The following is a 26722-nucleotide window of genomic DNA, read 5'->3' as shown; positions in this document are numbered from 1 at the left end:
TCAGACAGCACCCCGTGAGAATCGAACGGCTGCGATGACGGGCGGCGGCCGGCGAACGGGGCGAAAACCGCGGTCACGATCGTCGCGAGAGAACGTCCTCGACCGCCCCGGCTGTCGGCGCACTCCGCGCACCGTCTCGACTCGCGGTCAGCGCGCCGCAGGCGTTCCCGTACGCGAGCGCGCGGTCGATATTGCGCTCCGCGAGCCACGTCGCGAGAAACCCCGCGGCGAAGGCGTCGCCGGCACCGGCCGTGTCGACGGGGTCGACGTCGAATCCGGGGTGAGCGGCGGAGCCGTCCGGCGTGTACGCTTCCGCCCCGTCGGCGCCGCAGGTGATGACAACGATCCGGTCCTCGACTGCCACGTCCGCCGACTCGGTCTCGAGCAGCACCGTGGCCTCCCGGTCAGTGACGAAGACGATGTCGGCCAGCGCCAGCGTCTCACCGTACTCCCGGTCGGCGAACCGGCGGCCGGGATCGAAACTGACGGTGACCCCGGCGTCGCTCGCGACCTGCGCGATCGCAGCGGCCGTGTCGGGCCGTTGCCCCGTGAGGTGGACGTGGTCGGCCGCTCGAATCCGGTCAGGTTCGATATCGGCCGGCGTGACCGCCTCGTTGACGCCGTCGTTGCCGAGAATCGAGACCTCACCGCTGTCGTCGACCAGCAGGTACTTGACGGCCGTTTCAGCCCCCTCGACTACCCGTACGCCCGCGATGGAGACGCCCGCGTTCTCGAGTTCGCGGCGGGCGAGCAGACCGTTGTCGTCGTCGCCGACGCTGCCGATCAGTCCGGCGTCGACGCCGAGGCCGGCGAGTGCGGCGGCGACGTTGGCGGCGCTGCCGCCGCCGGACTGGCGTTGCGAGCGGATCGAGGCCTCGCCGTCGGGTTCGGGGAGTCTGTCGACGCGAAGGGTCACGTCCCAGTTGACGTGGCCGGCCGCGAGCACCGTTACCGGATCCATTCGATGGTAGTGGAAGACGAGGGCCGCAGGCAAAAACCTAGGCGAGTGCGACGGCGGAGAACCGACCCGACGCTCGATTCTAGGAGAGCGGCGACGGAAAGCCGGTCCCCGAACACTCGATTGCGGCAGCGCGGCGGTCGGCTCCTCGAGCCGCGCAGACGAACTACTGGAAGTCATTCCCGGCGCACCTGCGACCCGTGCGCCGGTACACGGGGACAGCAGCCCGTCTCAGGACACGATGAACAGCAGCGTGTTGTGGGTCGCCGGGCCGAGACCGACCGCGGCGACCAGCGCGAGGAGCGTCCGGGCCTGTCGCGGTGCCTCCTCGACGTACTCCCGGAACAGTCCGAGGATGACCATCGCGAGCGAGACCTTGAGAAGGACGAACAGCCAGCCCGCTCCGATGTACTCGGCCGTCGGCAGCGCCTCCCCGGCCTCGAGGACCAGCAGGGAGAGGGGAACGTCTTCGCCGGCTCCGATGACGTCGTACCCGATCGCGGTCGTGACGCCGTCGAGCGTGTGTCCGAAGACGACGAGTGCACCCGTCATGCCCGTGGTCGTTGCGACATCGGTGAACCAGAGGCTCAACGCGATCCAGGCGACGGCGGTGACGATACCGGCGACGACGACGGCAATGACGGGCCAGAACGGCTCGAAGATTCCCGCCTCGAGGCTGCGAACGATCGCGAACATCGCGAAGACGGTGAAAAACGCCGTGCCGGCGATTCCGACGAACCGCGCAATCGTCGGCTGGAGCCCGCCGACGTGGAGAAAGATCGCGATGATCCAGACGGTCCCCGCGATGATCGCCGTCACCGCGTAGACCATCGGGGCGCTGAACAGGGACTCGATACTCGCCGGGAACGCGTCCATCTGGAACGCGTCCATCTTGTAGAGGACGTGGAGACACGCGCCGAACATCATCCACGGAGCGAACGCCAGCACCGTGCGATCGGTCACCGGCGGCTCAAGCGCCCACAACAGCGCGAGGACACTACCGAGGAAGACGATGACCGGGATCAGCAGGTACCACGGCGGGACGACGAACCCCTCGGGTAATACCATAGTGGGAGTAGCTCACACCAGTGACTAACACTTTCCGGTCGGCGAATACTATCGAAACAGTCAGATCGTGAAGTGTCGTCGAGCAGCGTTACGCGTCCCACGGGTCGTCGGTCGGCTCGCCGAAGAGTTCTCGCATGAGCGTCACGATGCTCTCCGGCGGGAACTGACCGCGTTCGGTGACGATGGCGTCGACGTACCGCGGCGGCGTGACGTCGAACGCCGGGTTCTCGACGGTTAGCTCGGGAGCGGCGGGAGAGTCGGCGTCTTCGTCTATCGTTCCTGTCGTCTCGCGGGCGTCCTCGTCGGTCACGTCCACGCCGGTGATCGCCGCCCGTTCCTCGTCCGGCAGGACCTCCGTTTCGTCTCGCATCTCGATCTCGACGGTGTGGCCCGTCATCGTGTCCGGATGGAGCTTGATCGTCTGGGCCGCGACCATCACCGGCACGCCCCGCTCGCGGGCGTTGACCGCCAGCCCGCTCGTTCCGACCTTGTTGATCACGCTGCCGTCCGCCGCGATGCTGTCGGCCCCGACGAGGACGTGATCCGCCTCGTCGAGGTACCGGCGGGCCGCGTTGTCCACGATCAGCGTCACCGGCACGCCCCACTCGCGCAACTGCCGCGCCGTGATGTGCCCCTGCTTTCGCGGTCGCGTCTCCTTGACGATCGCCTCGAGGTGTTTTCCCGATTTGAGTGCGGCCTCGAGACACGAGAGGGCGTCCGTCGAGTGGCAGTGGGTCATGACGACGTCGCCGTCGCGCAGCCGGTTGGCACCGATCTCGCCGAGTCGCTCCTGGGCCTGTGCGAGGTCGCGCTGGAAGGTCTCGGCGCGGTCGATCGTCGCCGCTCGGAGGTCGGCGACGGTGTCGCCGTCCATCCCGCGAAGCACGTACCGGAGGGCGTTCGGGAGGCTAACCGCCGTCGGCCGGGTCTCGTAGAGCGTCCTTGCGGCGGCCCGCAGTTCCCGTCGGAACGCCGCGGGGCTCTCGGCCCGGGAGCGTTCGGCCTGGTTCGCCAGCGCCTCGGCTGCCGCGTCGGCGATCGTCGCCGCGCCGCGGATCTCCATCGCGGCGATGTCGTCGGCAGTGGACTCGACGGCAGGAACGACGCCGGCTTCTTCGTCGACCATGTAATCGAGTTACATGGCACGGCTGAAAAGGATACTGTCGGCCGTGAGTCAGTGTCAGGAGCCGCCGGACCGGTCGAGGCGAATCCGCGGTCGGTTCAGCCGAGCGGACAATCGGGCGGCTTTTTGCCGGTCCGGCGAGTCGACCCACCTATGGACCGCAGCGAACTCGCCCCCCTGATCGACCACACCGTCCTCGGTCCCGAGACGACAGCCGCCGACGTTCGAGCCGTCCTCGATGCGGCCCGTGAGCACGGCATGAACGCCTGTATCCCGCCCTACGCGGTCGAACTGGCGGCCGAGTACGCACCCGACGTCACCCTCGCGACGGTGATCGGCTTTCCGCACGGCCAGCACGCGCCCTCCGTGAAACGACGGGAGGGCGTGACGGCCTGGCAGGACGGGGCCGACGAACTCGACGTCGTCATCAATATCGGTCGCCTGCGGGCCGTAGAGGACGACGCCGTCGAGGCCGAGCTCGCGGAACTGGTCGCCGCCGTACCGATCCCGGTGAAGGTGATCATCGAGACCGCACTCCTCTCCGACGCGGAGAAACACCGGGCCTGCGAGGCCGCTCGAGCGGCCGACGCGGCGATGGTCAAAACCTCGACCGGGTTCGCTGACGGAGGTGCCACCATCGACGACGTCGAACTCATGAGCGAGTATCTCCCGGTCAAGGCCAGCGGCGGCGTCGGCAGCTACGAGGAGGCGCTGGCGATGCTCGAGGCCGGCGCCGAACGCATCGGGGCCTCGAGCGGGGTCGAGATTCTCGAGGGCACGCCGGAGTAGCCGGACACAGAGTAACTCTCGAGCGAAGCCGAACAGTTTTGGTCGATCCGCGAGCAACGCATTTCTATGCTCGAGGGGGCTCGAGCGCGGCTGTACGCGCTCGCGAGGCGACTGCGACGGCTGGAGCGACGCGAACTCGATTCCTTCGGCCGGTGGCTCGAGCACACGGGCAACCTCCTGCACCTCTCGGTGCTGGTGTTCGTCCCGCTGTTGATCGCGGCGGTGACGTGGCTGGCGAATATGACGGCGGTGATCTCGTTCCTGTTGTTTCCGCCGCTGGCGTCCGGCACGTACACGCTCTTCGCCGATCCGGAGGGGAAGTACGCCACGCCCTCGAAGTTCGTCGGCGGCATGACCGTCGGTGCGCTCTGCGGGTGGCTCGCGCTCTGGCTCACGGCCGCGACCGGACTGGACGGCGGCGGTGTCAGCACGGCCGGTGCCGCCCTCGCCATCCTCTTTACCGGCTGCTGTACGTGGGGGCTCGATCTCGAGGAGCCGACGGCGTTTTCGACCGCGTTGCTCGTCCTCGTCACCAGAAATGCGCAGTTCGCATACGTGCTGGGTATCGTCGTCTCGAGTACGTTCGTCGCGAGCGCGTTCGTGCTCTGGCGCAGTCGCTTCTACGAGCGGCGCGCGCGATACCTCTATCAGACGACCAGCGGCGACGACCACGTCCTCGTCCCGATGGCCGACGCCGATGAGACGGTCGCCCGCTTCGCCGCGTCGATCGCCGGCGCACACGACGCCGGAAAGGTCGTCCTGTTCGACGTCGTCGACGAGGAAGCCACCGAACAGCGGGGCGAATACGTCGATAGCGAGGCCGCCGCAGACGACGGCAACGAAGCATCGACGCCGGCCGAACGCGCGGCCACCGACGCCGGACAGCGCCTCGAGTCGCTCGCGGACGAGCTCGCGGCGACGTACGACGTGCCTTGCGAGGTCGTCGTCGCAGCCGACGGGAGCCGCTCCGCCGGACTCACCCTCCAGACCGCGCGCCAACAGAACTGCGATCTCATCGTCACTCCCTACGCCGAGCGCGACGGCGGGGGCCTCTCGTCGTTCGTCACCGGACTGTTCGACAGCGAGATCGACGTGATCGCCTTCCGGTCGAACGGGACCGGTCGACGGCACTGGCAACACAGCCTCGTCGCGGTCCGCGGTGCCGGCGACACCGCTCGAGCGATGCTCGACTTCGCGATCCGGGTGACCCAGTCCGGCCGGACGATCAGCGTCTGCACCTGCATCGACAGCGAGTCGCGTCGCCGCGCGGCCGAGGCGACGCTCGCGGATCTGGTCGACGCGTTCCCGGGCCGCTTCGAGACCCACGTCGCCACCACGTCGGTCGAATCCTACCTGGGCCGGGTCGCGCCCCGATACGACGTCTGTTTCGTCGGCTCGAGCACCGATCGGTCGACCGCATCGCGGTTCGTTTCCCCGCCGACGTTCCGGAAGCTCAGTGATCTCGAGGCCGACGTGGCGATCGTCCACCGCGGCCGCCGCTAGTAGACGTTTCTGTCTGTGATACCGTATTCTGATGGAATTGCGGGAGTTTTGAGGGATTGGGTGAGACGAAGCGTCCTGCTATCGTGGCAACGGGGAATCGCCACGCCCTCCCCAGCCGATTCGCTCACTCCCTGCGGTCGCTCACTCATCCCTCGCGCAGCGTCGTGCCGCGGTTCATTGACATTCACCGCGGCCCAGCGCGCGCCACCGCACGCCGGTTGATTAGTTCGGAGTGATACGTCTCTTCCATCTACTGAACGTGTCCCGCGCGATTTTATCGAAATGGACCCCGTGCGTCTCTCCCGTTAGGGGCTCACTCCCGCTCGAGGATCCGATCGATCAATCCGCTCTCGTCGCTCCCCAGCGCCGATCGGACGAGCAGGTGACCGCCGAGCATCGAGGGGCTGATCACCGCGTCCGCGCCGGCGCGCTCGAGTTTCTTGACGTTCTCGCGGTCGGTCGCGGCGGCGACGATTCTGGTGTTCGGGGCGAGTTCGCGGGCGGTGAGGACGGTCAGCGCGTCCTCGGCGTCGTGGTTCGTGGCGACGAGGATCGCGGCCGCGCGGTCGATCTTCGCTCGCTGGAGCGGTTCCTCGTCGCTGGGGTCGCCGTTGACCACCGGAATGTTTCGGTCAGTGAGCTCCGTCGAAACCTCCCGGTCGCTGGTGACGACGACGAACTCCCGGCCGCTGTCCGCGAGTTCGTCGACGATCGGTTCTGTCAGTTCGCCGTAGCCGAGCACGAGGATGTGCTCGTCGAGCAGTTGGAGTTGTGATTCGGTCATCTTTCCGAGTGTCTTCGAGATGCGGTCCTGAATGACGGGTCCGACGAGCGCCCCGATGGCGATACCGAAGCTAGCGACGCCCAGAAGGAGCACCGACATAGTAAACAGCATCGCCTCGGTCGAGCCCTGATTCGGCGTTACGTCCCCGTAGCCGACCGTACTCGAGGTGATCAGCGTGAAGTAGAAGGCGTCGACGATGCTGTTGATGCCGTCGAACTCCTCCCGAAGCGCGTAGCCGCCGATGGTGCCGTACAGCTGGACACCGACGAGCGACGCACCAGCCGCGATCTGCGTCGTCGACAGGGCGAGCGGTTTGTCGAACCGCTTGCGGGTCACCAGCAGAATCGGCATCGAAACGATCGAGAGGACGACCAGCGGGAACGAGTACGGACTCGACTGGAGCAACCCCTGGGCGGCGGTCAGCGGGAGTAACAGCAGCGACGCCCACCAGCCGGTTCGGAGGCCGCGTCGGAGCGCGAGCGCGCTCCCGACCATCATGAACCCCGTGAGTGCGCCGGTGAAGGCGGCGGCGCTCTGGACCGCGACGGGGACGTATTCCTCGAGCGGACCGCCGACGGCGTTGGTCCCGATGTTGACGACTGCGGTTGCGACCGAGAGCAGCGCAACGAGCAGGACGAGCCCGATGGCTGCGCGCGTCGTGAAGACTCGCCGCCAGTTCTCGGGGAGTCGCGCTCGAGGCGACCGGTCGTCGACCATACACACCGGTCGGCGGTGGTGTCAGTTAAACGTCTCCGTCTCGCTTCCGGCCGGGGCCGCGTACCGAACCCGAAGGGGCGCTTCTGCCGGTGCAAATTTAACGGTCCCGTCCCACTCCCCCACAATGCAATCGATTCCGGGCAATCTGCTGGTCGAAGTGCTGCTCGGCCTCTACCTCGGTCTCCTGACCGGCATCGTCCCCGCGTTCGTCGCCGGTTCGCTCGGCTTTCTCGTGCGGTATTTCACCGGTGTGACCCTGCCCGGGTTCGGTGTCGTCGTCCTCGCGCTGTCGATCGCCAGCGTCCAGGGCGGCCTGCTGGGACTCGTCGAACCGACCATCGCCCAGTCACCGCGGCTGCTGATAGCCGTACTGGTCGTCCTCATGCTCGCGCTCTACGCCCACAACCAGGGCGACAAACTCGGCGCGGAACTCCCGCGTCGGCTCTCCTTTACCCGCCTCCGGCAGCGGACGCTCTCCGCCGACGTCGTCGAGCTCGTCGGCTCGGTCGGCCAGGTGACTGTCCGTCCCACCGGCGAGATCCACGACATGGAGGGCTACCCGCCGCTGTCGCCGTCCCTCCGACAGGCCCTCAAGGCCGGCTCGTGGCGGCTCCCGGCCGATCTCCCCCTCTCGGAGCTCGAGGCCCGGCTCGAGGAGCGGCTGCGAACGGATCACGACCTCGGAGATGTCGACGTCGCCATCGACGAACAGGGACGGGCGACGATCGTCGCGGCACCGCCGTCCGGGAGCCTCTCGCGGCGCGTGCCGGCGGGCAAGCGCGCCGTCACGATCGCGACGCTCGTCCCGACGGGGGTCGCTCAAGGCGACGAGGTGACCGTTCGGGCCGCCGAACGCTCGATCACCGGCACGGTACTGAGCGCTCGGACGGCGGTCGACGACGAACACGCCGCAAACGCCACGCCCGAGGAGTCACCGGACGAAGTGGCGACCGACGGCGGGGAGGACACCGAGCCCGCGGTAGTCGACCCGAAACCGAACGCGGCGACCGCCGGCGGTCCGGGACGCGCGACCGTCGTCGTCGCCCGACGGGACGTGAAACCGATCCTCGAGGCCGACTCGCCGCGACTCGTCGTGCGGTCGCGGGGAACGAGCCGGGAGTTCGAGGCGCTCGCGCTGGTCAAACGCGAGGGGTACGCCATCCGGCGGTTCACCGTCAGTGCGACCGGGTCGGACGACGAAGCCACCGATTTCGACGCGACCGCGCCGACGGCGGACGTGACGATTCTCGCCGTGCGACGGCAGGGCAGTGAGACCGGCGGTCGTCGCCACGGCTGGGTCTTCGGCCCCGGCATCGAACGGCGGCTCGAGGCCGGCGACGAGGCGTTCGTCGCGGGGCCGAGCGACGCGATCGAGGCGTTCGTGGAGGCGATCGCCCGATGACGTGGCGTCCCGTCGCCCCGACCGAGTGCCCTTCCGTGACCGACGGCGACAGCCGTGACGGCGGTGATCGGTCGTGATAGATCCCGCCGTCGCCCAGCCGGTCCCCACCGAGACGCTCGTGGAAGCGCTCATTGGAATCCTCGGCTTCGCCCTGCTCGCGGCCGGAGCGGGAGCCGGTGTGGCGTTCACCTACCGCTGGTACAGCGCCGACGAGATCCCCGAGGGCGTCGCGATCCTCGTCGGCGTCACGCTCGTCGCGCTCTGGCTGAACACCCAGACCGCGCTGTCCCAGGCGATCATCGGGAATACGGGCCTGCTCGAGCCCGGAACCGCGATCTACACCGTCGCCGCGTTCGTCGCCAGCGCGATCGCCGCCGACACCGGGCGACGGCTGGGTGACTACCTCGCACGGGACGTGTTCATGGTCGCGACCCCGCGGACGATCACCGAGGTCACGCAGCTCGTCCGCTCGGCCGGTCGCGTCGTCGGGATCGAACTGCCCGACGAGATCGGCGATATCGACGGCTACGACCCCGTCGACGACTCGGTGAAAGCGGAGGTGGCGGGCCAGACGTTCCTCTTCCCCCGTCGGCTGTCCGTCGAGGAGCGACGCGAACGACTGATCGCCCGCCTCGAGCGCGACTTCGGGATCGGCCACGTCGACGTCGACCTCGAGGCCGACGGGACGGTCGACTACCTCGCTGTCGGAAGCCGACCGGCGGGGATCGGTCCGACGCTCGCACCGGGGACCGTCGCCGTCGCGCTGGGCGGCGATCCCGCGGCCGACGCCAGCCCGGGCGACGCGGTCCGAATCTGGGCTCGCGACGACGAGGGCGGCACTGCTCGACGGATCGCCGGCGGCGAACTCCGGGCCACCGCCGACGACGTCGCGACTATCGCCCTCGACGCCGAGGACGCGCGCGACCTCGAGCCCGAGCGGGAGTATCGGCTCGTGACGCTGCCGGGCAGTCCCGACGCCGAACGGGACCTCGTCTCCCTGCTCCGGGCGGCCGACGAGACGGTGACGACCATCGACATTGCCCCGGACGACCCGCTCGTCGGCCTGCCGATCGACGCGCTACCGGTCCTCGTCCTGGCCCTCGAGCGCGAGACCGAGGACGGCGACGAACATCTGCCGCTGCCGGCCGGCGACGTCCGACTCGCGGCCGGCGATACCGCCTACGTGCTCGGTCGTCCGGACGCGCTGCGGCGAGTCACCGATCGGACGCTAGTCGGCCCGCGAGACGTGGACGGCACGCTCGAGCAGGGAAGGGATTCCGATAGTGATGGGGAGCCGGACATCGACAGCGAACCGGAATCGCCGCGGGATCGGGAACGGCCACAAGAGCGGTAGCTACTTGCCGCCGGCACCGATAGCGCCACGTATGCCCACGGAGTGGAAACTGTTCGCCGACCTCGCTGAACGCGCGGGCGACAAACACGTGACCGTCGACGCCGCGGCCGGCGACACCGTCGGGGACGCACTCGAGGAACTCCTCGCGGACGCCCCCGAACTCGAGGGTCGCGTGCTCGAGGACGGCGAGCTACGATCGCAGATTAACGTGCTTCGCAACGGGACGAACGTGCTGGTCGAAGAGGAGGGGCTCGAGACGGAACTCGAAGAAGGCGACGAATTAGCGCTGTTTCCGCCGGTCAGCGGCGGGTAAGTCGCTGGCGACGCCACAGCGGCAAGTAGACTACTGGTCACGCCACAGCGGCGGCTACCGCCGGCAACCGCGCCGCTCAGTCGGTCGTCAGGTCGATTCCTAACACGAAGTCCGGTTCCTCGGAGATTTCGACCCCCGTCGCGGCGGCGTCGGTGACGTACCGAGCAGTTTCAGGGATCAGGACGCGCGTCTCGTCGGCACCGCAGGCGGCCGCGTCTCGAGCGATCGCGGCGAACAGCGTCCGGGCGGCGTCGACGTCCCCCCACGCCCCGACGCCGTATTCGGCCCACGTCTCGGTCGTCGTGGCTCCGGTCGTGGTCTCCGCGTCGTCATCGTCGACCTCCCGATCGTACGTTCGCGATCGATAGGCCGCTCCGGCGAGTCCGTCCTCGCTCTCGACGGCGAAGACAGCCGTCTCGTCGGCGAGTCGTTCGAAGTCGTCGCGCGTGAGTTCCCGGACTGCCCACGACTCCCCCGGTGCGAGGCCGAGTCCCGTCAGGTTTTCGCGCGCATCGCTGTGGGTCCAGTAGCGCCAGGCCGCCGTCGGATCGTGCGAGATGCGAGACGGTCCCTCAGCCGCTGGGTCGGGTTCGGGGTGGGCGAACCGAAATTCGGTGATCGGCTCGTACCCGCCGGCCCGCGCCGCGCCCAGCGAAACCGCGTTCCACGAGAAGATCATGACGCGGCCGATCGTCGCGCCCCGCTCGCGAGCCCACTCGAACGTGGCCTCGTTCAATCGATGGCTCACGCCCTGCCGGCGGTAGTCGGCCGCCACGCGCATCCCCTGAAACCAGGCCTCGTCGGGCGAGAGCATGACCCCCTGGACGATTCCCGCGGCCTCGCCGTCGACTTCCGCGAGGAAGGTCTTCCTGTCGGTCTCGTCGTCGTCCTCGAGCCAGTCGTGGTAGACCTGCGGGATGTAGTCGCCGCCGCGCTCGGGCCAGATGTCGCTCGTGAAATCGACGACGGCCTCGTAATCGTCGTGGGTCGCGCGGCGGATCTCGACGGACGGATCGGCGGCTGAATCGGGTGACATCGTCGGTCGAACACTATCTCCTCACGCGGGCGTACGGGAAAGATCTTTCAGAATTACTCGACGTGCGCTATCGTCGTCTCTACCGCGTGACGGACGAAAGTCCGCCTCGAGCGAAGCGTTTTGAACGCGGCGACCCGAAACGCACCCGATGACACGACTGGTCGAGCTCGAGGAGCAGGGACCGCGCAAACTCGACGCATCCGATATCGACGACGAGAAGGGAGATATCGCAGTCTGTCGGTGCGGGCTCTCGGACTCGTTTCCGTTCTGCGACGGAAGCCATCGGGCGACGATCGACGAGGACGACGGAACGACCTACGTCTACGAGGACGGCGAGCGGCGGGAAGTCGAGCGGGTCGTGACGGTCGACGACGGTGAGGACGAATAAGCAGCGCTTCGGTCAAGTGCGATCGGGAGCCGGAAGTACTCAGAACGCATCGCGCTCACGAAGCCGTGAGACCACGTCACGAACCTGTTGAGACGCTCCCCGCGGCGCGACGAGGATCCGATCGTCGAACGCAGCGACGATCAGCTCGTCTACCTCGAGCAGTGAAACGTGCGAATCGGGCGTAGCGACGACGTTGTTCGTCGCGTCGATCGCAAGGACGTCTCCCGCGACGGTATCGTTCTCCGCGTCGTCGTCAGCGCTCGTCTCGAGTACTCGTCCGACGGCGTCCCACGTCCCGAGGTCGTCCCACTCGACCGAGAGCGGCGTCACGAACACGTCAGTCGCGCGTTCCATGATCGCGTAATCCACGCTGACGGCCTCGACTGCGTCGAAGCCCCGCTCCGGATCGCCGTCCTCGAGCGCGTCGACCAGCGGTGCGAGCGGCGAGTCGCGCGCCTCCCGCAACAGCGCCCCGGGCGTCCAGGCGAAGATCCCGGCGTTCCAGTACGCGCCGGACTCGAGGAGTTCCGTCGCGTTCTCGTGGTCTGGTTTCTCAGTGAAGTGATCGACGACGCCGAAGTCACCGCGCTCGCCGAACTCGCTCCGTTCGGGAACGATGTAGCCGTAGCCCGTCGCCGGCCGCGTCGGCTCGACGCCCAGCGTGACCAGCCCGTCCGTTTCGGCGGCGATTTCGGCTGCGCGCTCGAGCCGTGCGGCGAACGCCGCGTCGTCGGTGACGTTGTGGTCACTTGGGAGACAGACCAGGACCGGCTCCCGATCGAATCGCTCGCGGAGCCGCCAGGCGGCGTAGACCAGCGCCGGGCCGGTGTCCTTCCCGTCGGGTTCGACCAGCACGCCCGCTTCGGGCGCGTGCTCGTGAATGTCGTCTACAAAGGAGTCGCGGGTCAGGACGTAGCGCTCGTCGGCGAACGCCGTTCGATCCATCGTCCGCGAGAGCAAGGAGCGCTCGCCGCCGAATCCGAGGAACTGTTTCGGCCGGTCGCTCCGGCTCGCGGGATAGAGTCGACTACCGATACCGCCGGCGAGGACGCAGGCGACGATGGGACGATCCATTTACCAGGTCTCGATCCGCCCTTTTCGGACGTCTTCCGCACACCCTTCGCAGTCGGGGTGGCCCGCCTCGTAACAGGCCGGTCGATACTCCTCGTCGAGTTTCGCCGCCCGCTGTTCCGCGTAGCGCCGACAGACGATCTTCGCCCGCCCCGCCTCGTCCGACGGTAACTCGCGGGCGTTTTTCGCCACCTCGTAGGCCTCGCGAGCCTCCTCGAGCTGGCCGTCGGTCGATCTGCGAAGCTCCTCGAACTGCTCGCCCGCGCCCTGTAGCGTCGAGCGCAGGATCCGCTCGAGCCGACGCCGATCCGCCATTGCACCACCGTTCGACCGCCGGCCACATAGGCCCGTCGGACGGCGCGGACCGGCCACCCGCGCAACCAATGCCAACGATTTTGAGCGGCTAGACGAACGCACGAGTATGGCCATCCGCGATGCGCTTCGGGGAATCACCTGTCCAATGGTGACCCCGTTCGACGACGGATCGATCGACGAGGCGGCGCTCGCCGACCTGCTCGAGCACCTGCAGTCGGGCGGCATCGACGCCGTCTTTCCCTGCGGGACGACCGGCGAGTTTCCGGCCCTGACGGCCGACGAACAAGAGCGCGTCGTCGAGGCGACCGTCGAGCGTGCCGAAGTACCCGTCGTCGCGGGGGCTGCGGCGACGAGCGTCGACGACACGGTCGCGGCTATCGACCGCGCCGCCGACGCGGGGGCCGACGCCGCCGCGATCGTCGCGCCGTACTTCACCACCGCGAACGCCCCCGCGGGCAATCGGCGGTTCTTCGAGGCCGTCCTCGAGGACGCGTCGCTCCCCGTCCTGTTGTACAACATTCCGCAGTGTACCGGCCAGCGCATCGAACCCGAGACCGTCGCCGCCGTCGCGGCCCACGAGCGAGCGATCGGAATCAAGGACTCGAGCGGCGACCTGGAATACTTCCTGTCGGTGCTCGCGAAGACGCCCGACGAGTTCCTGTGCCTGCAGGGGTACGACGCGCTGTTGGTCCCCGCGCTGCGGATGGGTGCCGACGGCGGGATCAACGCGCTGTCGAACGTCGTCCCCGAAGTCCTTCGGGAAGCGTTCGAACGAGCCGAGGACGACCGCGGCCGAGAACTCCAGCGCGACGCGATCTCGCCGCTGTTCGAAGCGTGTACGATCCACGACTTCGCTCCGGCGGCGAAGACCGGGCTCACCGCCCGCGACGTCATCCCGTCTGACGAGGTTCGCCCGCCGCTGGTCGCCGTCGACGACGGGGGAACTAAAGTGATCGGTGACGCGCTCGAGGCCGCGCTCGCGGTCAGCGAGCAGTAGCAATAGTGAAGGTATCATAGAAGTCTTTCCACGGCGTTTATTACAGGAGTTTCTACAGTGGATTTGCCGATAATTAGGTGTGCGAACTGAGCGCCGTCAATTCAATCAGATACGGATGTTACTCGAAGAGTCGTGCTGAATACAGAGCTCAAATGTGGCACGAACCAGAGGCCAAACAATGTGTAGTAGTAATTACTTAGTACAGGTTGTTTACTGATCAACCTCGTTCGGATTCTATTGGCTTGGGACCTACGATGGTCGCATCAGCGATCACTGGCACCGACGCTGAGCGACGAGAACACAGTCGCCTCGATCTTCCGGAGGTGCTCGCCGACGGTCGTCTCGGAGATCCCGGTCGCCGCCGCGATCTCGTCGTGGGTCGCCTCGCGAGGTTCGCGGTAGTAGCCGTGGTCAACCGCCGCTTCGAGCACCTCTCGCTGGCGCCCGGTCAACTGGGAAATGACGTGGCGGGGGCCGGGCGTGTACGGGCCGGTCCGCTCAACCTCGACCCTTACGCCGTCCGGCTGCTCGGAGAGCACGTCGGCGAAGGCCGCCTCCGTACCGATGTAGGTCGCGCGGAGGCCGCCGTCATCGGTGTGCTCGACTGGCATGTCGATCAGGTAGGACGACTCACGCCGGCCCTCCATGAGCATCCGGGTCAGGTCGTCCGCCGCGTAGCGGGTGTAAGCGAAGAACCCGGCATCGTCACCGGTGATCGAGAACTCGAAGACCTCCGGCGATTCCGACAGGATCCGGCGGAGTTCCTCGGTGTCGCCGCGGCACTCGGCGAACATCGCGACGGTGTCGTCGGCGAGGAGTTCCATGCGGTGGATGGCCCGGTACGCTAGACCGAGCTCGTTGACCCGCCGGTCGAGACGGTTGATTCCCCTCTCGTCGGGGTAGGCTACGACGGTAACGTAGCGCATATATCAGCGATGGGGGGCTGCAGCAAAAGTAGTGACTATAAGCGTCCATGGATCGCCGGCAACGCACTCATCGCCCCCCGGTGAGGAGGGATAACTGCCATGTCTGACCGGCCGCCGACGAGTATTATCCTGCCGACGACGAGGTGGACCGACGCCTGCGCGGAACTGGCCGTCCAACTCGACGACGGTGACGAGCTTCTGATCATCCACGACGGCGAGGACGACCCTGTCGCCGGCTGGGAAGACCACCCTGAGGACGTCCGGCTCGTCGCCGCCGGCGAGCCGGAGGGCTGTTCAGGGAAGGCCAACGCTATCGCCGTCGGGATGGAGGCCGCGCGCCACGACCGTCTCGTCTGGACGGACGACGACTTCCACCACCCCCCGGACTGGCTGGCGACCCTCAGTGCGGACTATGAGAAACACGGACCGGTTTCGGAGGTGCCGTACTTCGTTGGACGGGACCCACTGTCGGTACTGCTCGAACCGCTGTACGCCTCGGCTGGCTCGCTCCCCCTCTACCTCGGCAACCAGATCTGGGGCGGTGTGGTCATGTTCGACCGAGGCGACATCGACGGGTCCGCGTTTCTCAACGAACTTCGGCGAACCGTCAGCGACGACGGCCTCCTCATGGAGTACCTCCAGGTAACGAATGTTGGTCGGACGCGCATCGTCCCGATCGGGGGGTCCATCCACGAGGCGGTCGAGCGTCCAGTCCGGTAGGCGCAGATTCTCCGGTGGCATTTTCCCGGTGCCATCGTCGGGACATGGCTCGTCTCGCTGCTCGTCCTTGCAGGGGCGGTCCTGGCTCCGCTCCCGGCGGCGGTAGCCCTGACGGTGCTGCATCTCGCTGTCAACGAGGTCCTGGGCGTCCGCCGGTGGACGGCCGTGTTGGCTTATCCGGCGCTGTTCGTGTTCGTGCCCCTCATTTTGTACGGGCTCGTCCGCCGGACGTTCGTCTGGGGCGGCCGGCGCTACCACTGGCGCGGGAAGTTCGACGTGACAGTTGTCGAGTAGCGATCACAGCAGCATCCGAGAGACGAGCTCCCATCCCGAGTCACTGACTGGCTACAATTCTTCGTAAGCGAACACGACATTGCTCGGACGATGAGATGACTGAATGGATTCTCAACCTCTGGTCTACGGATGGCTGTTGCTGAACTCACCCTCTGTATTCGGCACGACGCTTTTGATAGGTTTCTAATATGTAGGAATCGCTCCGATAGCTACTTGGCCGGTACTGAGCGATTCGTCGATTCGAAGAGAGGTGGTGTGCGACGAATTCTATGACAACCTGGCACCAGTACCAACTAAAACGATTTACACCCGAGCGCCAGACCGGAGGTAACCCATCGCCGCCCGCTTGCGGTTTCTTTCGCCGACGTTCACTTCCGCTCCGGTGGCGGTACTTTAAATACTATTGGGCGCGAACGGACGTATGCCTCCCAGTGAAACCAAAGAGGAGGCGAGAAACAATGAGCGACGTACGACAACACGCGGACGACATACACGAGCAGTTTTCGGACCACCTCGACGACGTGAGCGTCGAGGACGTCGAAGAGCGCCTGACCACGCTCGTCGACGAATACAAAGTACCGATCGACGAGGCGCGCCGGAGCGTCACCAACCACTACCTCGAGGAGGCCGGCCTCGAGCGCGAGGACATCTCGAGCGGCGACAGCGAGAAGGCCAACGTCGAGGACGTCGACAAACCCGAGGAGTGGATCGACCTGACGGCCAAGGTCATCGAACTCTGGGATCCCCGCAGCGACTCGGTCGCGCAGGTCGGCCTGCTCGGCGACCCGACGGGGACGATCAAGTTCACCAAGTGGGCCAAATCCGACCTCCCCGCGCTCGAGGAGGGCGGCGTCTACGAGCTTCGCAACGTCGTCACCGACGAGTACCAGGGTCGGTACTCGGTCAAACTCAACTCGACGACGGTGATCGAAGAACTCGACGACGACCTCGAGGTCGGCAACGACACCAGCGAGATCGAGGGCGCACTGGTCGACATGCAAAGCGGCAGCGGCCTCATCAAGCGCTGCCCGGAGGAGGACTGCACGCGCGTCCTCCAGAACGGCCGCTGTAACGAACACGGCGAGGGCGAAGGCGAGTTCGACCTCCGCATCAAGGCCGTCGTCGACGACGGCATCGACGCCCACGAGGTCATCTTCGACAAGGACGCCACCGAGGATCTGACGGGACTGAGCCTCGAGGAGGCCAAGGACATGGCGATGGACGCGCTGGATACGACCGTCGTCGCCGACGAGATCAGAGACGATATCGTCGGCACCTACTACCGTATCGAGGGGCCGACGTTCGGCCGCTACGTCCTGGCCGACGACGTCGAGGAACTCGACGGGCCAGCGGATGCAGAGGAACTGCTGATCAAAGCGAGGTCGATGTAATATGAGCCAGTCAGAACTCACCCGCGAAGTCGCCCGCCGCGTCTTCGCCTCCGAATTCAACGACTCGACGTACACCTTCAAAGAAAGCGACGACGAGCGCGCGCCCAATTACGCGCTGCTCCCGACGGGCGACCGCGCGAATCGCGTGTTCGTCGTCGGCACCCTCACCGAAACCGAGGACGTCGGCGATGAGAGCGAGTACTGGCGCGGCCGGGTCGTCGACCCGACCGGGACGTTCTTCGTCTACGCCGGGCAGTACCAGCCCGAGGCCGCCTCGGTCCTGCGGGACACGGAGCCGCCGGCTTACGTCTCTATCGTCGGCAAACCCCGCACCTACGAGACCGACGACGGCACCGTCAACGTCTCCCTGCGGCCCGAGTCCATCTCGATCGTCGACGACGCAACCCGCGACCGCTGGGTCGTCGAAGCCGCCGAGCTCACGCTCGATCGCATCGAGGCATTCGAGGAGTGGGAGGCCGAACAGGAAGCGCCGGAAAGCGGCTCGACTGCGCCGACGAACGAGTACGCCGAGATGGCCCGCGAACGATACGACTCCCCCGTCGTCAACTACCGCAACGACGTGATCCAGGCCCTCGAGAGCCTCGAGACCGTCGACGAAGCGGACGCTGACGATCCGGAAGCGACGGTCTGACGCGGCCAGTTCGGTTCTTTGTTTTCGATCCGATAGCGGCTGCCACGGCGGCTAGAGCAGTTCCTCGAGCATCGCACCGATCGCCGCGAACTCGTCGTCGGTGACTTCGTGACCCGTGTCGGGATAACACCGCTCGTCGACCGCGGCGTCTGCTTGCTCGAACAGCCGGACCGTCTCAGCAACGCGGTCGCGATCCACGTGCGGGTCGTCTTCGCCGTAGCCGATCAGAATCGGCGTTTCCTCGAGCGAGCCGTCGATGGGACTCGAACCGAGCTCGTCGGCCGTGCCGGGCAGCGATCCGGAGAGGATGGCGAGTCCGCCGTAGCGGGCCGGGGTTCGTCGAACGAACTCCGCGGCGACGCAGGCTCCCTGCGAGAAGCCGCCGATGACGGTCCGCTCGGGCGGCACGTCGATCGCTCGTGCGCGCTCGAGGGCGGCCGCCACGCAGTCGACGCTCGAGGAGAGCCACGGCTCGTTGGTCGCCCGAGGAGCGGTCGACGGCCGCGGATACCAGCGGCTCCGCTCGGCCTGCGGCGCGAGGACGGCGACGCCGTGTCGATGGACGGGTTCCATGAGATTGACGACGCCCTGAGCGGTCGCGCCGCGGCCGTGACACAGGACGAGCACCGCGTCCGCGGCCAACGCGGGCGCACCGGCGGTGAGCAGCGGCTGACCAGCGTGGGGTCCCGAAACGGCGTCCATCGGCCGGCCCGACCCCGCCCTCGTCATCGGTTCTCGCCCCGTCCCGTCGGTTCTCGGCCCGTCGGAACCGTCAGTTCCGGCAGTTGGCTCTCGATCAGGTCGCGATCCGCCTCGAACCACTCGGGCAAGTACAGCGATTCGCCGGGTTCTTCGCCACCTTCGCTCGCCGCGACGCCGTCCGTCTCGGTCGCCAGTTCGAAGAGGATTCCGCCCGGTTCGCGGACGTACAGCGAGTGGAAGACGTGGCGATCCTTGACGCGGGAGACGTCGTAGCCGCGGTCGTCGAACAGTTCGCGCCACTCGTGGAGGTCGTCTTCGGTCTCGACGCGGACCGCGACGTGGTGGAGCGTGCCCGTCCCTTCACGACCGAAGGGCGCGTCGCGATCGAGCACGTCCACGACCGTGGCTCGCGATCCGGGGGCGCGATACCGAATCCGATCGCCAGTTTCCTCGTCGTACTCGAAGCCCAGCGTCTCGAGCGTACCCGCGGTCGCGTAGGGGTTGATCGACAGCGTCGCGACGCCGTGGAGCCCGCGGATCGCGTGTTCCGTTGGAACCGGTCCCGCCGTCCAGCCCTCGACATCGCTCGATAGCTGCGGACCGGCTACGAGTTCGACCTGCGTGCCCGCGGGGTCTTCGAAGCGCAGGACCCGCTCGTCGAATCGCTCGAGCGGTCCCTCGACCGTCACGTCGTGATCGGCGAGTCGCGTCTCCCAGTACTCGAGCGCGTCGGACGGAACGACGAACGAGACTGACTCGAGCTGGGGTTTCCCGGCGCGGCCGGGATCGCCGTGGGGGTCCGGAAAGTGTGTGAGAACCGTCCCCGGTGTCCCGTTCGCGTCGCCGAAGTAGAGGTGATGTTGCAGGATGTCCTCGAAGTTCACGGTCTGCGTGACGAGTCGGAGGCCAAGCACGCCGCTGTAGAAGTCGATCGCCGCCTGCGCGTCGCCGACGATTCCCGTCACGTGGTGGAGTCCCGGCGTGTCGGACAGCATGAGGCGTCGGTACGTGCTCGAAGTGGATAGCCTACCGGGTCGGCCGACGGGTCGAGTGATCGCGACCGGTTCTCTCGTCTGACAAATGGTTAAGTGCCGTGAACGACGACTAGGGATATCCATGGGGAACAAGAACAAGACCATCTCGTTCCGGGTCAACGAGGACGCGTTCGAGGCGCTCCAGTCGATCGCCGAGGAGCGCGATATCTCGCTGTCCGCCGTCTTCCGGGACTACGTCGACCAGCTCGTCGAACACGATGGCCAGGTCGAGGTCGTTCCGGAAACCGAGCTTGAGGCCCGTACCGTCAAAGACGACGACGGAGAGGATATTTCGTTCCCGCCAACCGTCGAAGTCCCGAAGCGCTTCATCCGCGAACACGAGCGACTGGAGCTCGAGGCCGAGCACCTCCGGGAGCAACTCGACGAGTACAAGGGGTACGTCAACGACCTGCAGGATCGACTCGAGGACGAGGAAGAGGAGATACTGCTGCTCGACGAGTTAGACGGCGAGAACGAGGACGACGACGAACCGTACCAGCTTCGATAGCGCGGTGCGCTCGAGCGAGGCGGGCAGTCAGGACAGGACGGTGAGCATCCGCGATCGGTTGTGGCAGAGGACCGGGTGAGGATAGGTCCCCATTCATACTTTTCATTGCGCGTTCTGCCGATATCGCGTCGTTGTTTGTCGGGCAGTCTCTTGACAGGAGGACAGCGCTCTGGGTCCGTATGTCGCCGCTCGGCGTCGCTGCAGCATCGCGATGGCGCAAGTCTTATGTACATATGAGTACGTCGATGTACAATAATGAACTCCGATACGGAGCTCGCTCCCGCGGTGCAGTCGATACTCGAGGCCGCTCGCGAGCGGTCGGGTGGCGACGGCGTCGTGGACGTCGACGCGCGTTCGTTGTCCGACGCACTGGCGCGGGCGGAAGCGGACGGGCGAGTCCCAGTGATCGCGGAGGTGAAACCGACGAGTCCGACGGCCGATGGAACTCGAGCCGACGATCCCGTCGAACTGGCACAGGCAATGGTCGAGGGCGGTGCGGCGGCGATCTCCGTCCTCACGGAACCGACTCACTTCGGCGGTTCGCCCGAGGCACTGACCCGGATTCGAGCGGCCGTTGACGTCCCCGTCCTGCGCAAGGACTTCGTCCTCGAGGAGGAGGGGATGGACGTCGTCGAGGCGGATCTGTTGCTGTTGATCGTCAGATTCGTGGATGACCTCGACGGGCTCGTCGCCGCGGCTCGCGAGCGCGGCTTTCAACCACTCGTGGAGGTCCACGACCGCGCGGAACTCGAGACCGCGCTCGAGGCGGGGGCAGAGATCATCGGCGTGAACAACCGCGATCTCGCGAACCTCGAGGTGGACCTCGAAACCTTCGAGTCGGTTGCGCCCGAGGCTCCTGATGACGTAACGCTGATCGCCGAGAGCGGCATGTCGTCGCCGGCCGACGTACGGCGGATGCGCGAGGCGGGTGCCGACGCGTTGCTGGTCGGCAGCGCCATCATGGGCCACGGCGCGGACGACAGCGACGTGACGGCAAACACGCGGCGACTCACGCGGGCGGAATCGGCGAAGACGACGGACGTAACGGACTCGAGGACGGAGACCGAGACGAGATGAGCGAACACGACGGAGACACCCAGACATGAGCACGGAACGCGAGCCCGACGGCGAGAGTGAATCCGGGCGCACTGGCACGTTCGGCGACTACGGCGGCCAGTACGTCCCCGAGGCGCTGATGCCGGCGCTACAGGAACTCGAAGACGCCTACGAGCGATACGTCCTCGAGAACGAAGACGGCTTCATGGACGAGTTCCGCGAGCGGATGCGCGACTTCGGCGGCCGGCCGACGCCGCTCCAGCGTGCGGACCGGTTGAGCGAGCGCTACGACCGCGAGGTTTACCTCAAACGGGAGGATCTCGTCCACGGCGGCGCGCACAAACTGAACAATGCACTCGGACAGGTCCTCCTAGCCAAGTATATGGGCAAAGAGCGGATCATCGCTGAAACCGGTGCGGGCCAACACGGCACTGCGACGGCGATGGCCGCGGCCCACCTCGACATGCCCTGCGAGATCTACATGGGCCGGACGGACGTCAACCGCCAGCGCCCCAACGTCTACCGGATGCGGATGAACGGGGCCGAGGTGAACCCGGTCGAGGCCGGGAGCGGGACCCTGAAGGAAGCCATCAACGAGACGATGCGCGACTGGGCGACCACCGTCGAGCGGACCCACTACGTGATCGGCTCGGTCGTCGGCCCCCACCCGTTCCCGCAGATGGTCCGGGACTTTCAGGCGGTGATCGGCGACGAGGCTCGGAAACAGATTCGGGAGAAGGCCGGACGACTCCCCGACAGCGTCGTCGCCTGCGCCGGCGGCGGCTCGAACACGATGGGGACGTTTCACGCGTTCGTTCCCGATGACGAGGTCGACCTCTACGCCGTCGAAGCCGGCGGCTCGAGCCTCGAGATCGACGAGGCCGACGGTGTCGCGCCCAACTCCGCGACGCTCTCGACGGGCACCGACGGCGTCCTCCACGGCGCGATGACGAAGCTCCTCCAGAGTACGGATGGTCAGATCATGGAGTCCCACAGTGTCAGCGCGGGACTCGACTACGCCGGCGTCGGCCCGGAACTCTCGCATCTCGTGGCGACGGGCCGCGTGACGCCTGCGAGCGTCGACGACGAGGACGCGCTCAACGGCTTCCACCGGCTCTCGCGACTCGAGGGGATCATTCCGGCCCTCGAGTCGAGTCACGCGCTGGGGTACCTAGAGGAGGAACACGAGAGGCTCGGCGACATCGTCGTCGTCAACGTCTCCGGCCGCGGCGACAAGGATCTCGAAACCGTACTTGAAGAGACCGAGAAGCGCGATCTCGAGGCCGCGCCCGAAGTCGAGGTGTTCGACCAGTGAGCAACGATTCACAGTACGACAGCAACGTCGAAGCCGCCATCCGCGAGGACCACCCCGCGCTGATCACCTACATCACGGCGGGCGATCCGTCGCTCGAGGACACCAAGGCGTACGTCGAGGCCCTCGACCGCGGCGGCTCGGACCTGATCGAACTCGGACTGCCGTTTTCGGAGCCGATCGCGGAGGGGCCGACGATCCAGGCCGCGATCAACCGCGCGCTCGAGGCCGGGACGACCCCGCAGGGCTTCTTCGAGTTGGTCGATGACCTCGAGACGGAGGCACCGCTGCTGGTGATGACGTACTACAATATGATTCTCCAGTATGGCGACGTGCCCGATGTTCGCCCGTTCGTGGAGAGGGCTGCCGACGCGGGCCTCTCGGGGATCATCGTTCCCGACCTGCCCGCCGAGGAGGCCGACCCGCTTCGCGAGGCCTGTGACGACAACGGGCTCGATCTGGTTTTCATCGTCGCGCCGACGACCGAGGGCGAGCGCCTCGATACCGTCATGTCTCAGGTTTCGGGCTTCGCCTACGTTCAGGCCCGCCTCGGGACGACCGGCGCGCGCGCGGACGTCTCGAGCGCGACCCACGACAGTCTCGCGCGGCTGTCCGAGTACGACGTGCCCAAAGCCGTCGGTTTCGGCGTCAGCGAGGGCGACCACGCCGCCGAAATAATCGAGGCGGGCGCGGACGGCGTCATCGTCGGGAGTGCGCTCGTCGACATAATAGCCTCGAGCGAGACACCTGAGGAAGCGGTCGACGCACTCGAGGCCAAAGCCGCGGAACTCAAGCGGGGTGCGCGTCGCGGAGCAGGGGACGACGCGACCGACGCCGCGGAAGATGCACCGGAACCAGAACAGCCATAACTGCAAGCTTGCTACACTCCCGCAATGACCACCGGAACTGACGCACGACTCGAGCGAATCGGCACGGACGGATCGTACGTGATCGTCCCAATGGACCACGGCATCACAATGGGTGCCGTCCAGGGGCTGAAAGACATCGAATCGACGATCGACGGCGTGACCAGCGGCGGGGCGGACGCGATCCTCACGCAGAAGGGGATCGCGCCGCGCGTCCACGACAACAAGAACGGACGGGGCTACATCGTCCACCTCAACGGCTCGACGACAATCGGACCCGACGAGGAAGACAAGCGCATGACGGGCACCGTCGAGGAAGCGATCCGAGTCGGCGCCGACGCCGTCTCGTTTCACATCAACGTCGGCTCGGAACACGAACCCGACCAGTTGAGCGAGCTCTCGGAGGTGACCGAGACGGCCGAGCGGTTCGGGATACCGGTGCTCGCGATGGCCTACGCCCGCGGCCCCGGCGTCGATCCCGAGGACCCCGAAGCGCTGGGCCACGCGGTCCGTCTCGCCGAAGAACTGGGTGCCGACATCGTCAAAACGGGCTACAGCGGCGACGCCGAGAGCTTCCAGCACGTCGTCGAGTCAACCCGGCTTCCGGTGGTCATCGCCGGCGGCTCGAAGGGGACCGACCGCCAGACGATCGAGATGGTCCGCGGCGTGATGGACGCCGGCGGTGCCGGCGTCTCGATGGGGCGCTCGATCTTCCAGCACGAGGATCCCGAGGCCATCGCGCGGGCGGTCGCCGGCGTCGTTCACGACGATCTCTCGACCGACGAGGCGCTCGCCGAAGCGGGACTGGCGCTCGAGATCTGAGGGTCTCCGCGTTTTCTGCAGCGGGTCGTCTCTCGCGCCCACAGCCGTTGGATCGCTCAGTGACAGTGCGTATCGAGATGGACGTCGCGGTCGGCGTAGCGCGGACACAGCTCGACCGTGGCGTGATCGACGCCGTGATGGGCGAGTTCGTCGTGAACGCGGCGGACGACCGCCTCGGCGTCCGCCATCGACTCGACGTCCGTTTCGACGTGGACCGTCGCGACCGTTATCTGGCTACAGATCTGCCAGGCGTGGAAGTCGTCGACGCGATCGACGCCCTCTATCTCGCAGAGGTGCGCTCGAATGTCGTCGCTCTCGAGGGGCGTTTTGAGGAAGAAGATCTCGCTGCTGCCGCGCAACACGGCGATCGCCGACCAGGCCACGACGGCTGCGATGAGCGCCGCGGTGATCGGGTCGATGACAGTGAACCCGGTCACCTCGATGGCGACGACGGAGACGATGACGGCGACCGAGCCGCCGGCGTCGCCAAGCAGGTGGTAGAACGCGCCCTTCTCGTTGAGGCTCATCGCGTCGCCGTGGAGGACGTAGACCGAGCCGAGGTTGACAAGCAGGCCGCCTATCGCGATGGCGATCGTCGGGCCGGCACCGATGGTGACGGGCTCTAAGAACCGCTGATAGGACTCCCAGAGGATGAAGCCGACCATCGGGAGGAGGAGCAATCCGTTCAGGAAGGCGGCGAACGGCTCGAGGCGGTGGAGGCCGTACGACCAGCGGTCGCCCTCGCCGTAATGTTCGGCGACGTAGGCGGCGGCGAAGGCCATCACGTACGCGAGCGCGTCGAACAGCATGTGGATGGCGTCGCTGATGAGCGCGACCGAGCCGAAGGCCAGTCCGCCCGCGAGTTCGACGACGAAGCCGACGACGTTGATCAGCGAGACGGCGGCGAGCTTGCGGCTGCTCGTCGACGCTCCGCCGTGGCTATGGCCGCCGTGGTCGTGACCGTCGTGCGAGTCGTCGTGGCCGTGCGCCGACTCGTTGTGACTCATCGTTATTCGAACTCATTGGTTCGGGCTTATTAATTCGGCTGCTATTAAACGGCGTTTCCTATGCCAATCATAACAAAAAGGACGGGTTGAGTTATTAACTCACAGCGCAGCGTCGCGCGGTTCATCACGCGCGATTCACTGAATCGGAAGAATTTCGGCGGCGGTCTGCCTTCTCGAACCCGTGACCGACGGCGAGGAGTACACGCTCGCGGACGAGATCGTCGCTCGTGCGCGGATTCACGCCCGCGAGGTGGTCGACGAGTACGAGCTGGCGGTCGATCTCGGGGCCCTCGAGTGGGACGTGTCTCCGCGAGCGCGCCGCCGGGCGGGGGCGTGTCGCTGGCACGCCGACCGCGAGGTGGCGACGATCGTGCTCGCCCGAAAGGCCTACGAGGCCTACGAGTGGCCCGCGTTCGCCGAAATCGTTCGCCACGAACTCGTCCACGCATGGGAGTTCCAGCGATTCGGCGAGTCCGGGCACGGATCGCGGTTTCGCGAGCGGGCGGCGGCGCTCGAGGCCCCGCGGCACTGCGATGCGTTCGCGGAGCCCCGCTACGTCCTCCGGTGTCTCACGCACAGTTGCGACTGGCAGGCCGAGCGTCACCGCGCATCGAAGCCGGTGAAGTCGCCCGATCAGTATCGTTGTGGGGCCTGCAACGGTGCGCTCGAGGTCGAACACGCGGTCAGCGGCCGGACATGGACGACCGCGAGCGGCTACGGCGGCGCGAAAGCGGCGCTCGGCGACGAGTGGTAGTGCGGCGAGGCTCGTGCCACGCGCGTTGTGAAATGGACGATAGCATCCCCAGCAAACCACCGCCGGGTGGGAATGAAAGGGGCTTCCGCGCTCGGCGAACCCGGACGACACAAGCACCGCAGGCGAACGGAGTGAGCCGAGGAGCACAGCGAGTCCTGGGAGTTGAGCGCGGAAGGGGCTTTCAGGATGGTGCCGATCCGTAATGAGATGGGATGGCCGCTTCCAACGACACCTAGTCGACCGCGGAACACTTATTCGCCTCACCCGACCTGTTTCGGGTATGGGAATACTCGAGTTGATGCTGGGCAAGACCGAACCCGGCGAACAGGGCGTCGAGGGGAAGTCGTACGCGCTCCCGAAGGAGACGCACGACTTCGTCTACCCCGTCGCGGTCCGTCGCGAGGAGGTGGCGGCGTTCGCCGAGTTGCTCGCGGCCGAAGCGGACGCGCCGGCGCTGGCGGACGCGAGCGGCGACCTGCAGTCCGTCTTCGACGGGCTGGTCGGCGAAGGCGGCGTCGACGCCGACGAACTGGCCGACCAGATGAGCCGGCCTCGCGAGGCGATCGAGCCGATGATCGAAACCTGGACCGAAACGATCGAGCGGGATATCGGGGTCGTCTACGCCCGAATCGGGGCCTACGAGAACCTGCTGGCGTTCGTCAAGTTCTGTAAGCAACGCGACGAGGACGACAGCGATCCGTTCGAACTCCCCGAGACCTTCCCGGACGCGGCGGCGCTGCTCAAGCGACTCGAGGAGGGCACCGATACGCAGTACCGCGCGCTGGTACACACGGATCTCCTGCCGGACGAATAGCCGGCAGTTGGGCCGGGCCCGTAGCTGGCCCGTAGCATAGCGGTCG

27 protein-coding genes and 1 pseudogene are annotated in these 26722 nt (G+C 66.7%); 17 read left to right on the top strand and 11 right to left on the bottom strand.

Annotated features, from left to right (window positions below; all coding sequences use genetic code 11):
• Positions 1-73 precede the first annotated feature (73 nt).
• From HYG81_RS31420 to HYG81_RS31410, 3 genes are all read right to left on the bottom strand, one after another.
• Positions 74-961: an ATP-dependent ribose-1-phosphate kinase gene (locus HYG81_RS31420; protein WP_180840132.1), complete on the bottom strand. Its 888-nt coding sequence runs from the start codon at positions 959-961 to the stop codon at positions 74-76.
• 228 nt (positions 962-1189) lie between these two features.
• Entirely contained in the window at positions 1190-2026 is an 837-nt protein-coding gene (locus HYG81_RS31415; RefSeq protein WP_180840130.1) for a DUF63 family protein, read from the bottom strand.
• A gap of 88 nt (positions 2027-2114) precedes the next feature.
• Positions 2115-3152 (bottom strand): ribose 1,5-bisphosphate isomerase, encoded by a 1038-nt coding sequence (locus HYG81_RS31410; protein WP_180840129.1) that lies wholly within the window; start codon positions 3150-3152, stop codon positions 2115-2117.
• A gap of 150 nt (positions 3153-3302) precedes the next feature.
• Between HYG81_RS31410 and deoC the strand changes: the two genes are divergently transcribed.
• Both deoC and HYG81_RS31400 read left to right on the top strand, forming a co-directional pair.
• Complete coding sequence (gene deoC, locus HYG81_RS31405) at positions 3303-3938, top strand: deoxyribose-phosphate aldolase (protein WP_180840127.1); 636 nt, start codon at positions 3303-3305, stop codon at positions 3936-3938.
• Positions 3939-4004: 66 nt separating this feature from the next.
• Positions 4005-5441, top strand: coding sequence for an HPP family protein (locus tag HYG81_RS31400; protein WP_180840125.1), 1437 nt, complete (start codon positions 4005-4007; stop codon positions 5439-5441).
• Positions 5442-5754: 313 nt separating this feature from the next.
• Here the strand turns inward: HYG81_RS31400 and HYG81_RS31395 are convergent, their stop codons facing one another.
• Positions 5755-6942: an NAD-binding protein gene (locus HYG81_RS31395; protein WP_180840124.1), complete on the bottom strand. Its 1188-nt coding sequence runs from the start codon at positions 6940-6942 to the stop codon at positions 5755-5757.
• 124 nt (positions 6943-7066) lie between these two features.
• On the opposite strand from HYG81_RS31395, the gene HYG81_RS31390 reads away from it, so the two are divergent.
• The 3 genes from HYG81_RS31390 (at position 7067) to HYG81_RS31380 (ending at position 10011) form a co-directional block, all read left to right on the top strand.
• A complete protein-coding gene (locus tag HYG81_RS31390) occupies positions 7067-8344 on the top strand; it encodes a DUF8167 domain-containing protein (protein ID WP_180840122.1) in 1278 nt (425 codons plus the stop codon).
• Between the two features lie 73 nt (positions 8345-8417).
• Positions 8418-9698, top strand: a complete 1281-nt coding sequence (locus HYG81_RS31385) for a TrkA C-terminal domain-containing protein (RefSeq protein WP_180840120.1) — start codon at positions 8418-8420, stop codon at positions 9696-9698.
• A 31-nt stretch (positions 9699-9729) separates the two neighbouring features.
• The gene (locus HYG81_RS31380) at positions 9730-10011 is read left to right on the top strand and encodes a ubiquitin-like small modifier protein 1 (protein WP_180840118.1); all 282 of its coding nucleotides are present in this window, start codon (positions 9730-9732) and stop codon (positions 10009-10011) included.
• A gap of 76 nt (positions 10012-10087) precedes the next feature.
• Here HYG81_RS31380 and HYG81_RS31375 read toward each other — a convergent pair whose 3' ends face one another.
• A complete protein-coding gene (locus HYG81_RS31375; protein ID WP_180840116.1) occupies positions 10088-11047 on the bottom strand; it encodes a GNAT family N-acetyltransferase in 960 nt (319 codons plus the stop codon).
• Between the two features lie 148 nt (positions 11048-11195).
• Between HYG81_RS31375 and HYG81_RS31370 the strand changes: the two genes are divergently transcribed.
• Positions 11196-11435, top strand: a complete 240-nt coding sequence (locus tag HYG81_RS31370; protein ID WP_180840115.1) for a CDGSH iron-sulfur domain-containing protein — start codon at positions 11196-11198, stop codon at positions 11433-11435.
• 39 nt (positions 11436-11474) lie between these two features.
• Here the strand turns inward: HYG81_RS31370 and HYG81_RS31365 are convergent, their stop codons facing one another.
• Both HYG81_RS31365 and HYG81_RS31360 read right to left on the bottom strand, forming a co-directional pair.
• Positions 11475-12509: a mannose-1-phosphate guanylyltransferase gene (locus HYG81_RS31365; protein WP_180840114.1), complete on the bottom strand. Its 1035-nt coding sequence runs from the start codon at positions 12507-12509 to the stop codon at positions 11475-11477.
• Positions 12510-12821, bottom strand: a complete 312-nt coding sequence (locus HYG81_RS31360; RefSeq protein WP_180840113.1) for a DUF7091 family protein — start codon at positions 12819-12821, stop codon at positions 12510-12512. It lies immediately after the preceding gene.
• Between the two features lie 106 nt (positions 12822-12927).
• Here HYG81_RS31360 and HYG81_RS31355 point away from each other — a divergent pair, with 106 nt between their 5' ends.
• Positions 12928-13818 carry a dihydrodipicolinate synthase family protein gene (locus HYG81_RS31355; RefSeq protein WP_180840111.1) on the top strand — a complete coding sequence of 297 codons (891 nt, stop codon included), beginning with the start codon at positions 12928-12930 and terminating at the stop codon, positions 13816-13818.
• A gap of 263 nt (positions 13819-14081) precedes the next feature.
• Here HYG81_RS31355 and HYG81_RS31350 read toward each other — a convergent pair whose 3' ends face one another.
• Complete coding sequence (locus HYG81_RS31350; RefSeq protein WP_180840109.1) at positions 14082-14744, bottom strand: helix-turn-helix domain-containing protein; 663 nt, start codon at positions 14742-14744, stop codon at positions 14082-14084.
• A gap of 99 nt (positions 14745-14843) precedes the next feature.
• Here HYG81_RS31350 and HYG81_RS31345 point away from each other — a divergent pair.
• The 3 genes and pseudogenes from HYG81_RS31345 (at position 14844) to HYG81_RS31335 (ending at position 17801) form a co-directional block, all read left to right on the top strand.
• A pseudogene (locus HYG81_RS31345) lies at positions 14844-15758 on the top strand (glycosyltransferase family 2 protein).
• 458 nt (positions 15759-16216) lie between these two features.
• Positions 16217-17149 carry a replication factor A gene (locus HYG81_RS31340; RefSeq protein ID WP_180840108.1) on the top strand — a complete coding sequence of 311 codons (933 nt, stop codon included), beginning with the start codon at positions 16217-16219 and terminating at the stop codon, positions 17147-17149.
• Position 17150: 1 nt separating this feature from the next.
• A complete protein-coding gene (locus HYG81_RS31335; protein WP_180840106.1) occupies positions 17151-17801 on the top strand; it encodes an RPA family protein in 651 nt (216 codons plus the stop codon).
• A gap of 51 nt (positions 17802-17852) precedes the next feature.
• Here HYG81_RS31335 and HYG81_RS31330 read toward each other — a convergent pair whose 3' ends face one another.
• A complete protein-coding gene (locus tag HYG81_RS31330; RefSeq protein WP_180840105.1) occupies positions 17853-18530 on the bottom strand; it encodes an alpha/beta hydrolase in 678 nt (225 codons plus the stop codon).
• Entirely contained in the window at positions 18527-19498 is a 972-nt protein-coding gene (locus tag HYG81_RS31325) for a VOC family protein (protein WP_180840103.1), read from the bottom strand. Before HYG81_RS31325 ends, HYG81_RS31330 begins: the two co-directional genes overlap by 4 nt.
• Positions 19499-19619: 121 nt before the next feature.
• Here HYG81_RS31325 and HYG81_RS31320 point away from each other — a divergent pair, with 121 nt between their 5' ends.
• The 5 genes from HYG81_RS31320 to HYG81_RS31300 all read left to right on the top strand — a co-directional run bounded on the left by HYG81_RS31320 (position 19620) and on the right by HYG81_RS31300 (position 24101).
• Entirely contained in the window at positions 19620-20045 is a 426-nt protein-coding gene (locus HYG81_RS31320) for a DUF8146 domain-containing protein (RefSeq protein ID WP_180840102.1), read from the top strand.
• Between the two features lie 255 nt (positions 20046-20300).
• Positions 20301-21122: an indole-3-glycerol phosphate synthase gene (trpC, locus tag HYG81_RS31315; protein WP_180840100.1), complete on the top strand. Its 822-nt coding sequence runs from the start codon at positions 20301-20303 to the stop codon at positions 21120-21122.
• Positions 21123-21147: 25 nt separating this feature from the next.
• Positions 21148-22416, top strand: coding sequence for a tryptophan synthase subunit beta (gene trpB / locus HYG81_RS31310; RefSeq protein WP_180840098.1), 1269 nt, complete (start codon positions 21148-21150; stop codon positions 22414-22416).
• The gene (gene trpA, locus HYG81_RS31305; RefSeq protein WP_180840097.1) at positions 22413-23282 is read left to right on the top strand and encodes a tryptophan synthase subunit alpha; all 870 of its coding nucleotides are present in this window, start codon (positions 22413-22415) and stop codon (positions 23280-23282) included. The genes trpB and trpA overlap by 4 nt, the downstream gene beginning before the upstream one ends.
• A gap of 24 nt (positions 23283-23306) precedes the next feature.
• Positions 23307-24101: a 2-amino-3,7-dideoxy-D-threo-hept-6-ulosonate synthase gene (locus tag HYG81_RS31300; RefSeq protein WP_180840095.1), complete on the top strand. Its 795-nt coding sequence runs from the start codon at positions 23307-23309 to the stop codon at positions 24099-24101.
• 56 nt (positions 24102-24157) lie between these two features.
• On the opposite strand, the gene HYG81_RS31295 is transcribed toward HYG81_RS31300, so the two are convergent.
• Complete coding sequence (locus HYG81_RS31295; RefSeq protein ID WP_180840093.1) at positions 24158-25108, bottom strand: cation diffusion facilitator family transporter; 951 nt, start codon at positions 25106-25108, stop codon at positions 24158-24160.
• A 181-nt stretch (positions 25109-25289) separates the two neighbouring features.
• On the opposite strand from HYG81_RS31295, the gene HYG81_RS31290 reads away from it, so the two are divergent.
• The gene (locus tag HYG81_RS31290) at positions 25290-25862 is read left to right on the top strand and encodes a SprT family zinc-dependent metalloprotease (protein ID WP_180840092.1); all 573 of its coding nucleotides are present in this window, start codon (positions 25290-25292) and stop codon (positions 25860-25862) included.
• 280 nt (positions 25863-26142) lie between these two features.
• Positions 26143-26676, top strand: a complete 534-nt coding sequence (locus tag HYG81_RS31285) for a hypothetical protein (protein ID WP_180840090.1) — start codon at positions 26143-26145, stop codon at positions 26674-26676.
• Positions 26677-26722 lie beyond the last annotated feature (46 nt).

The sequence above is a fragment of the Natrinema zhouii genome, from assembly GCF_013456555.2.
In the GTDB taxonomy this organism is placed as follows: Archaea; Halobacteriota; Halobacteria; order Halobacteriales; family Natrialbaceae; genus Natrinema; species Natrinema zhouii.
Note: the sequence above shows the minus strand (reverse complement) of the source record. Positions and strands in the feature narration are given on the sequence as shown.

Excerpts from the sequence above, each read along its gene's own strand:
- HYG81_RS31410 (WP_180840129.1), bottom strand. The coding sequence starts at position 3,152 with ATGGTCGACGAAGAAGCCGGCGTCGTTCCTGCCGTCGAGTCCACTGCC.
- trpB (WP_180840098.1), top strand. The coding sequence starts at position 21,148 with ATGAGCACGGAACGCGAGCCCGACGGCGAGAGTGAATCCGGGCGCACT.
- HYG81_RS31295 (WP_180840093.1), bottom strand. The coding sequence starts at position 25,108 with ATGAGTCACAACGAGTCGGCGCACGGCCACGACGACTCGCACGACGGT.
- deoC (WP_180840127.1), top strand. The coding sequence starts at position 3,303 with ATGGACCGCAGCGAACTCGCCCCCCTGATCGACCACACCGTCCTCGGT.
- HYG81_RS31360 (WP_180840113.1), bottom strand. The coding sequence starts at position 12,821 with ATGGCGGATCGGCGTCGGCTCGAGCGGATCCTGCGCTCGACGCTACAG.
- HYG81_RS31355 (WP_180840111.1), top strand. The coding sequence starts at position 12,928 with ATGGCCATCCGCGATGCGCTTCGGGGAATCACCTGTCCAATGGTGACC.
- HYG81_RS31420 (WP_180840132.1), bottom strand. The coding sequence starts at position 961 with ATGGATCCGGTAACGGTGCTCGCGGCCGGCCACGTCAACTGGGACGTG.
- HYG81_RS31395 (WP_180840124.1), bottom strand. The coding sequence starts at position 6,942 with ATGGTCGACGACCGGTCGCCTCGAGCGCGACTCCCCGAGAACTGGCGG.
- HYG81_RS31380 (WP_180840118.1), top strand. The coding sequence starts at position 9,730 with ATGCCCACGGAGTGGAAACTGTTCGCCGACCTCGCTGAACGCGCGGGC.
- HYG81_RS31325 (WP_180840103.1), bottom strand. The coding sequence starts at position 19,498 with ATGCTGTCCGACACGCCGGGACTCCACCACGTGACGGGAATCGTCGGC.
- HYG81_RS31390 (WP_180840122.1), top strand. The coding sequence starts at position 7,067 with ATGCAATCGATTCCGGGCAATCTGCTGGTCGAAGTGCTGCTCGGCCTC.
- HYG81_RS31340 (WP_180840108.1), top strand. The coding sequence starts at position 16,217 with ATGAGCGACGTACGACAACACGCGGACGACATACACGAGCAGTTTTCG.
- HYG81_RS31400 (WP_180840125.1), top strand. The coding sequence starts at position 4,005 with ATGCTCGAGGGGGCTCGAGCGCGGCTGTACGCGCTCGCGAGGCGACTG.
- HYG81_RS31370 (WP_180840115.1), top strand. The coding sequence starts at position 11,196 with ATGACACGACTGGTCGAGCTCGAGGAGCAGGGACCGCGCAAACTCGAC.
- trpC (WP_180840100.1), top strand. The coding sequence starts at position 20,301 with ATGAACTCCGATACGGAGCTCGCTCCCGCGGTGCAGTCGATACTCGAG.
- HYG81_RS31335 (WP_180840106.1), top strand. The coding sequence starts at position 17,151 with ATGAGCCAGTCAGAACTCACCCGCGAAGTCGCCCGCCGCGTCTTCGCC.
- HYG81_RS31330 (WP_180840105.1), bottom strand. The coding sequence starts at position 18,530 with ATGACGAGGGCGGGGTCGGGCCGGCCGATGGACGCCGTTTCGGGACCC.
- HYG81_RS31285 (WP_180840090.1), top strand. The coding sequence starts at position 26,143 with ATGGGAATACTCGAGTTGATGCTGGGCAAGACCGAACCCGGCGAACAG.
- HYG81_RS31375 (WP_180840116.1), bottom strand. The coding sequence starts at position 11,047 with ATGTCACCCGATTCAGCCGCCGATCCGTCCGTCGAGATCCGCCGCGCG.
- HYG81_RS31300 (WP_180840095.1), top strand. The coding sequence starts at position 23,307 with ATGACCACCGGAACTGACGCACGACTCGAGCGAATCGGCACGGACGGA.
- HYG81_RS31365 (WP_180840114.1), bottom strand. The coding sequence starts at position 12,509 with ATGGATCGTCCCATCGTCGCCTGCGTCCTCGCCGGCGGTATCGGTAGT.
- HYG81_RS31320 (WP_180840102.1), top strand. The coding sequence starts at position 19,620 with ATGGGGAACAAGAACAAGACCATCTCGTTCCGGGTCAACGAGGACGCG.
- HYG81_RS31350 (WP_180840109.1), bottom strand. The coding sequence starts at position 14,744 with ATGCGCTACGTTACCGTCGTAGCCTACCCCGACGAGAGGGGAATCAAC.
- HYG81_RS31415 (WP_180840130.1), bottom strand. The coding sequence starts at position 2,026 with ATGGTATTACCCGAGGGGTTCGTCGTCCCGCCGTGGTACCTGCTGATC.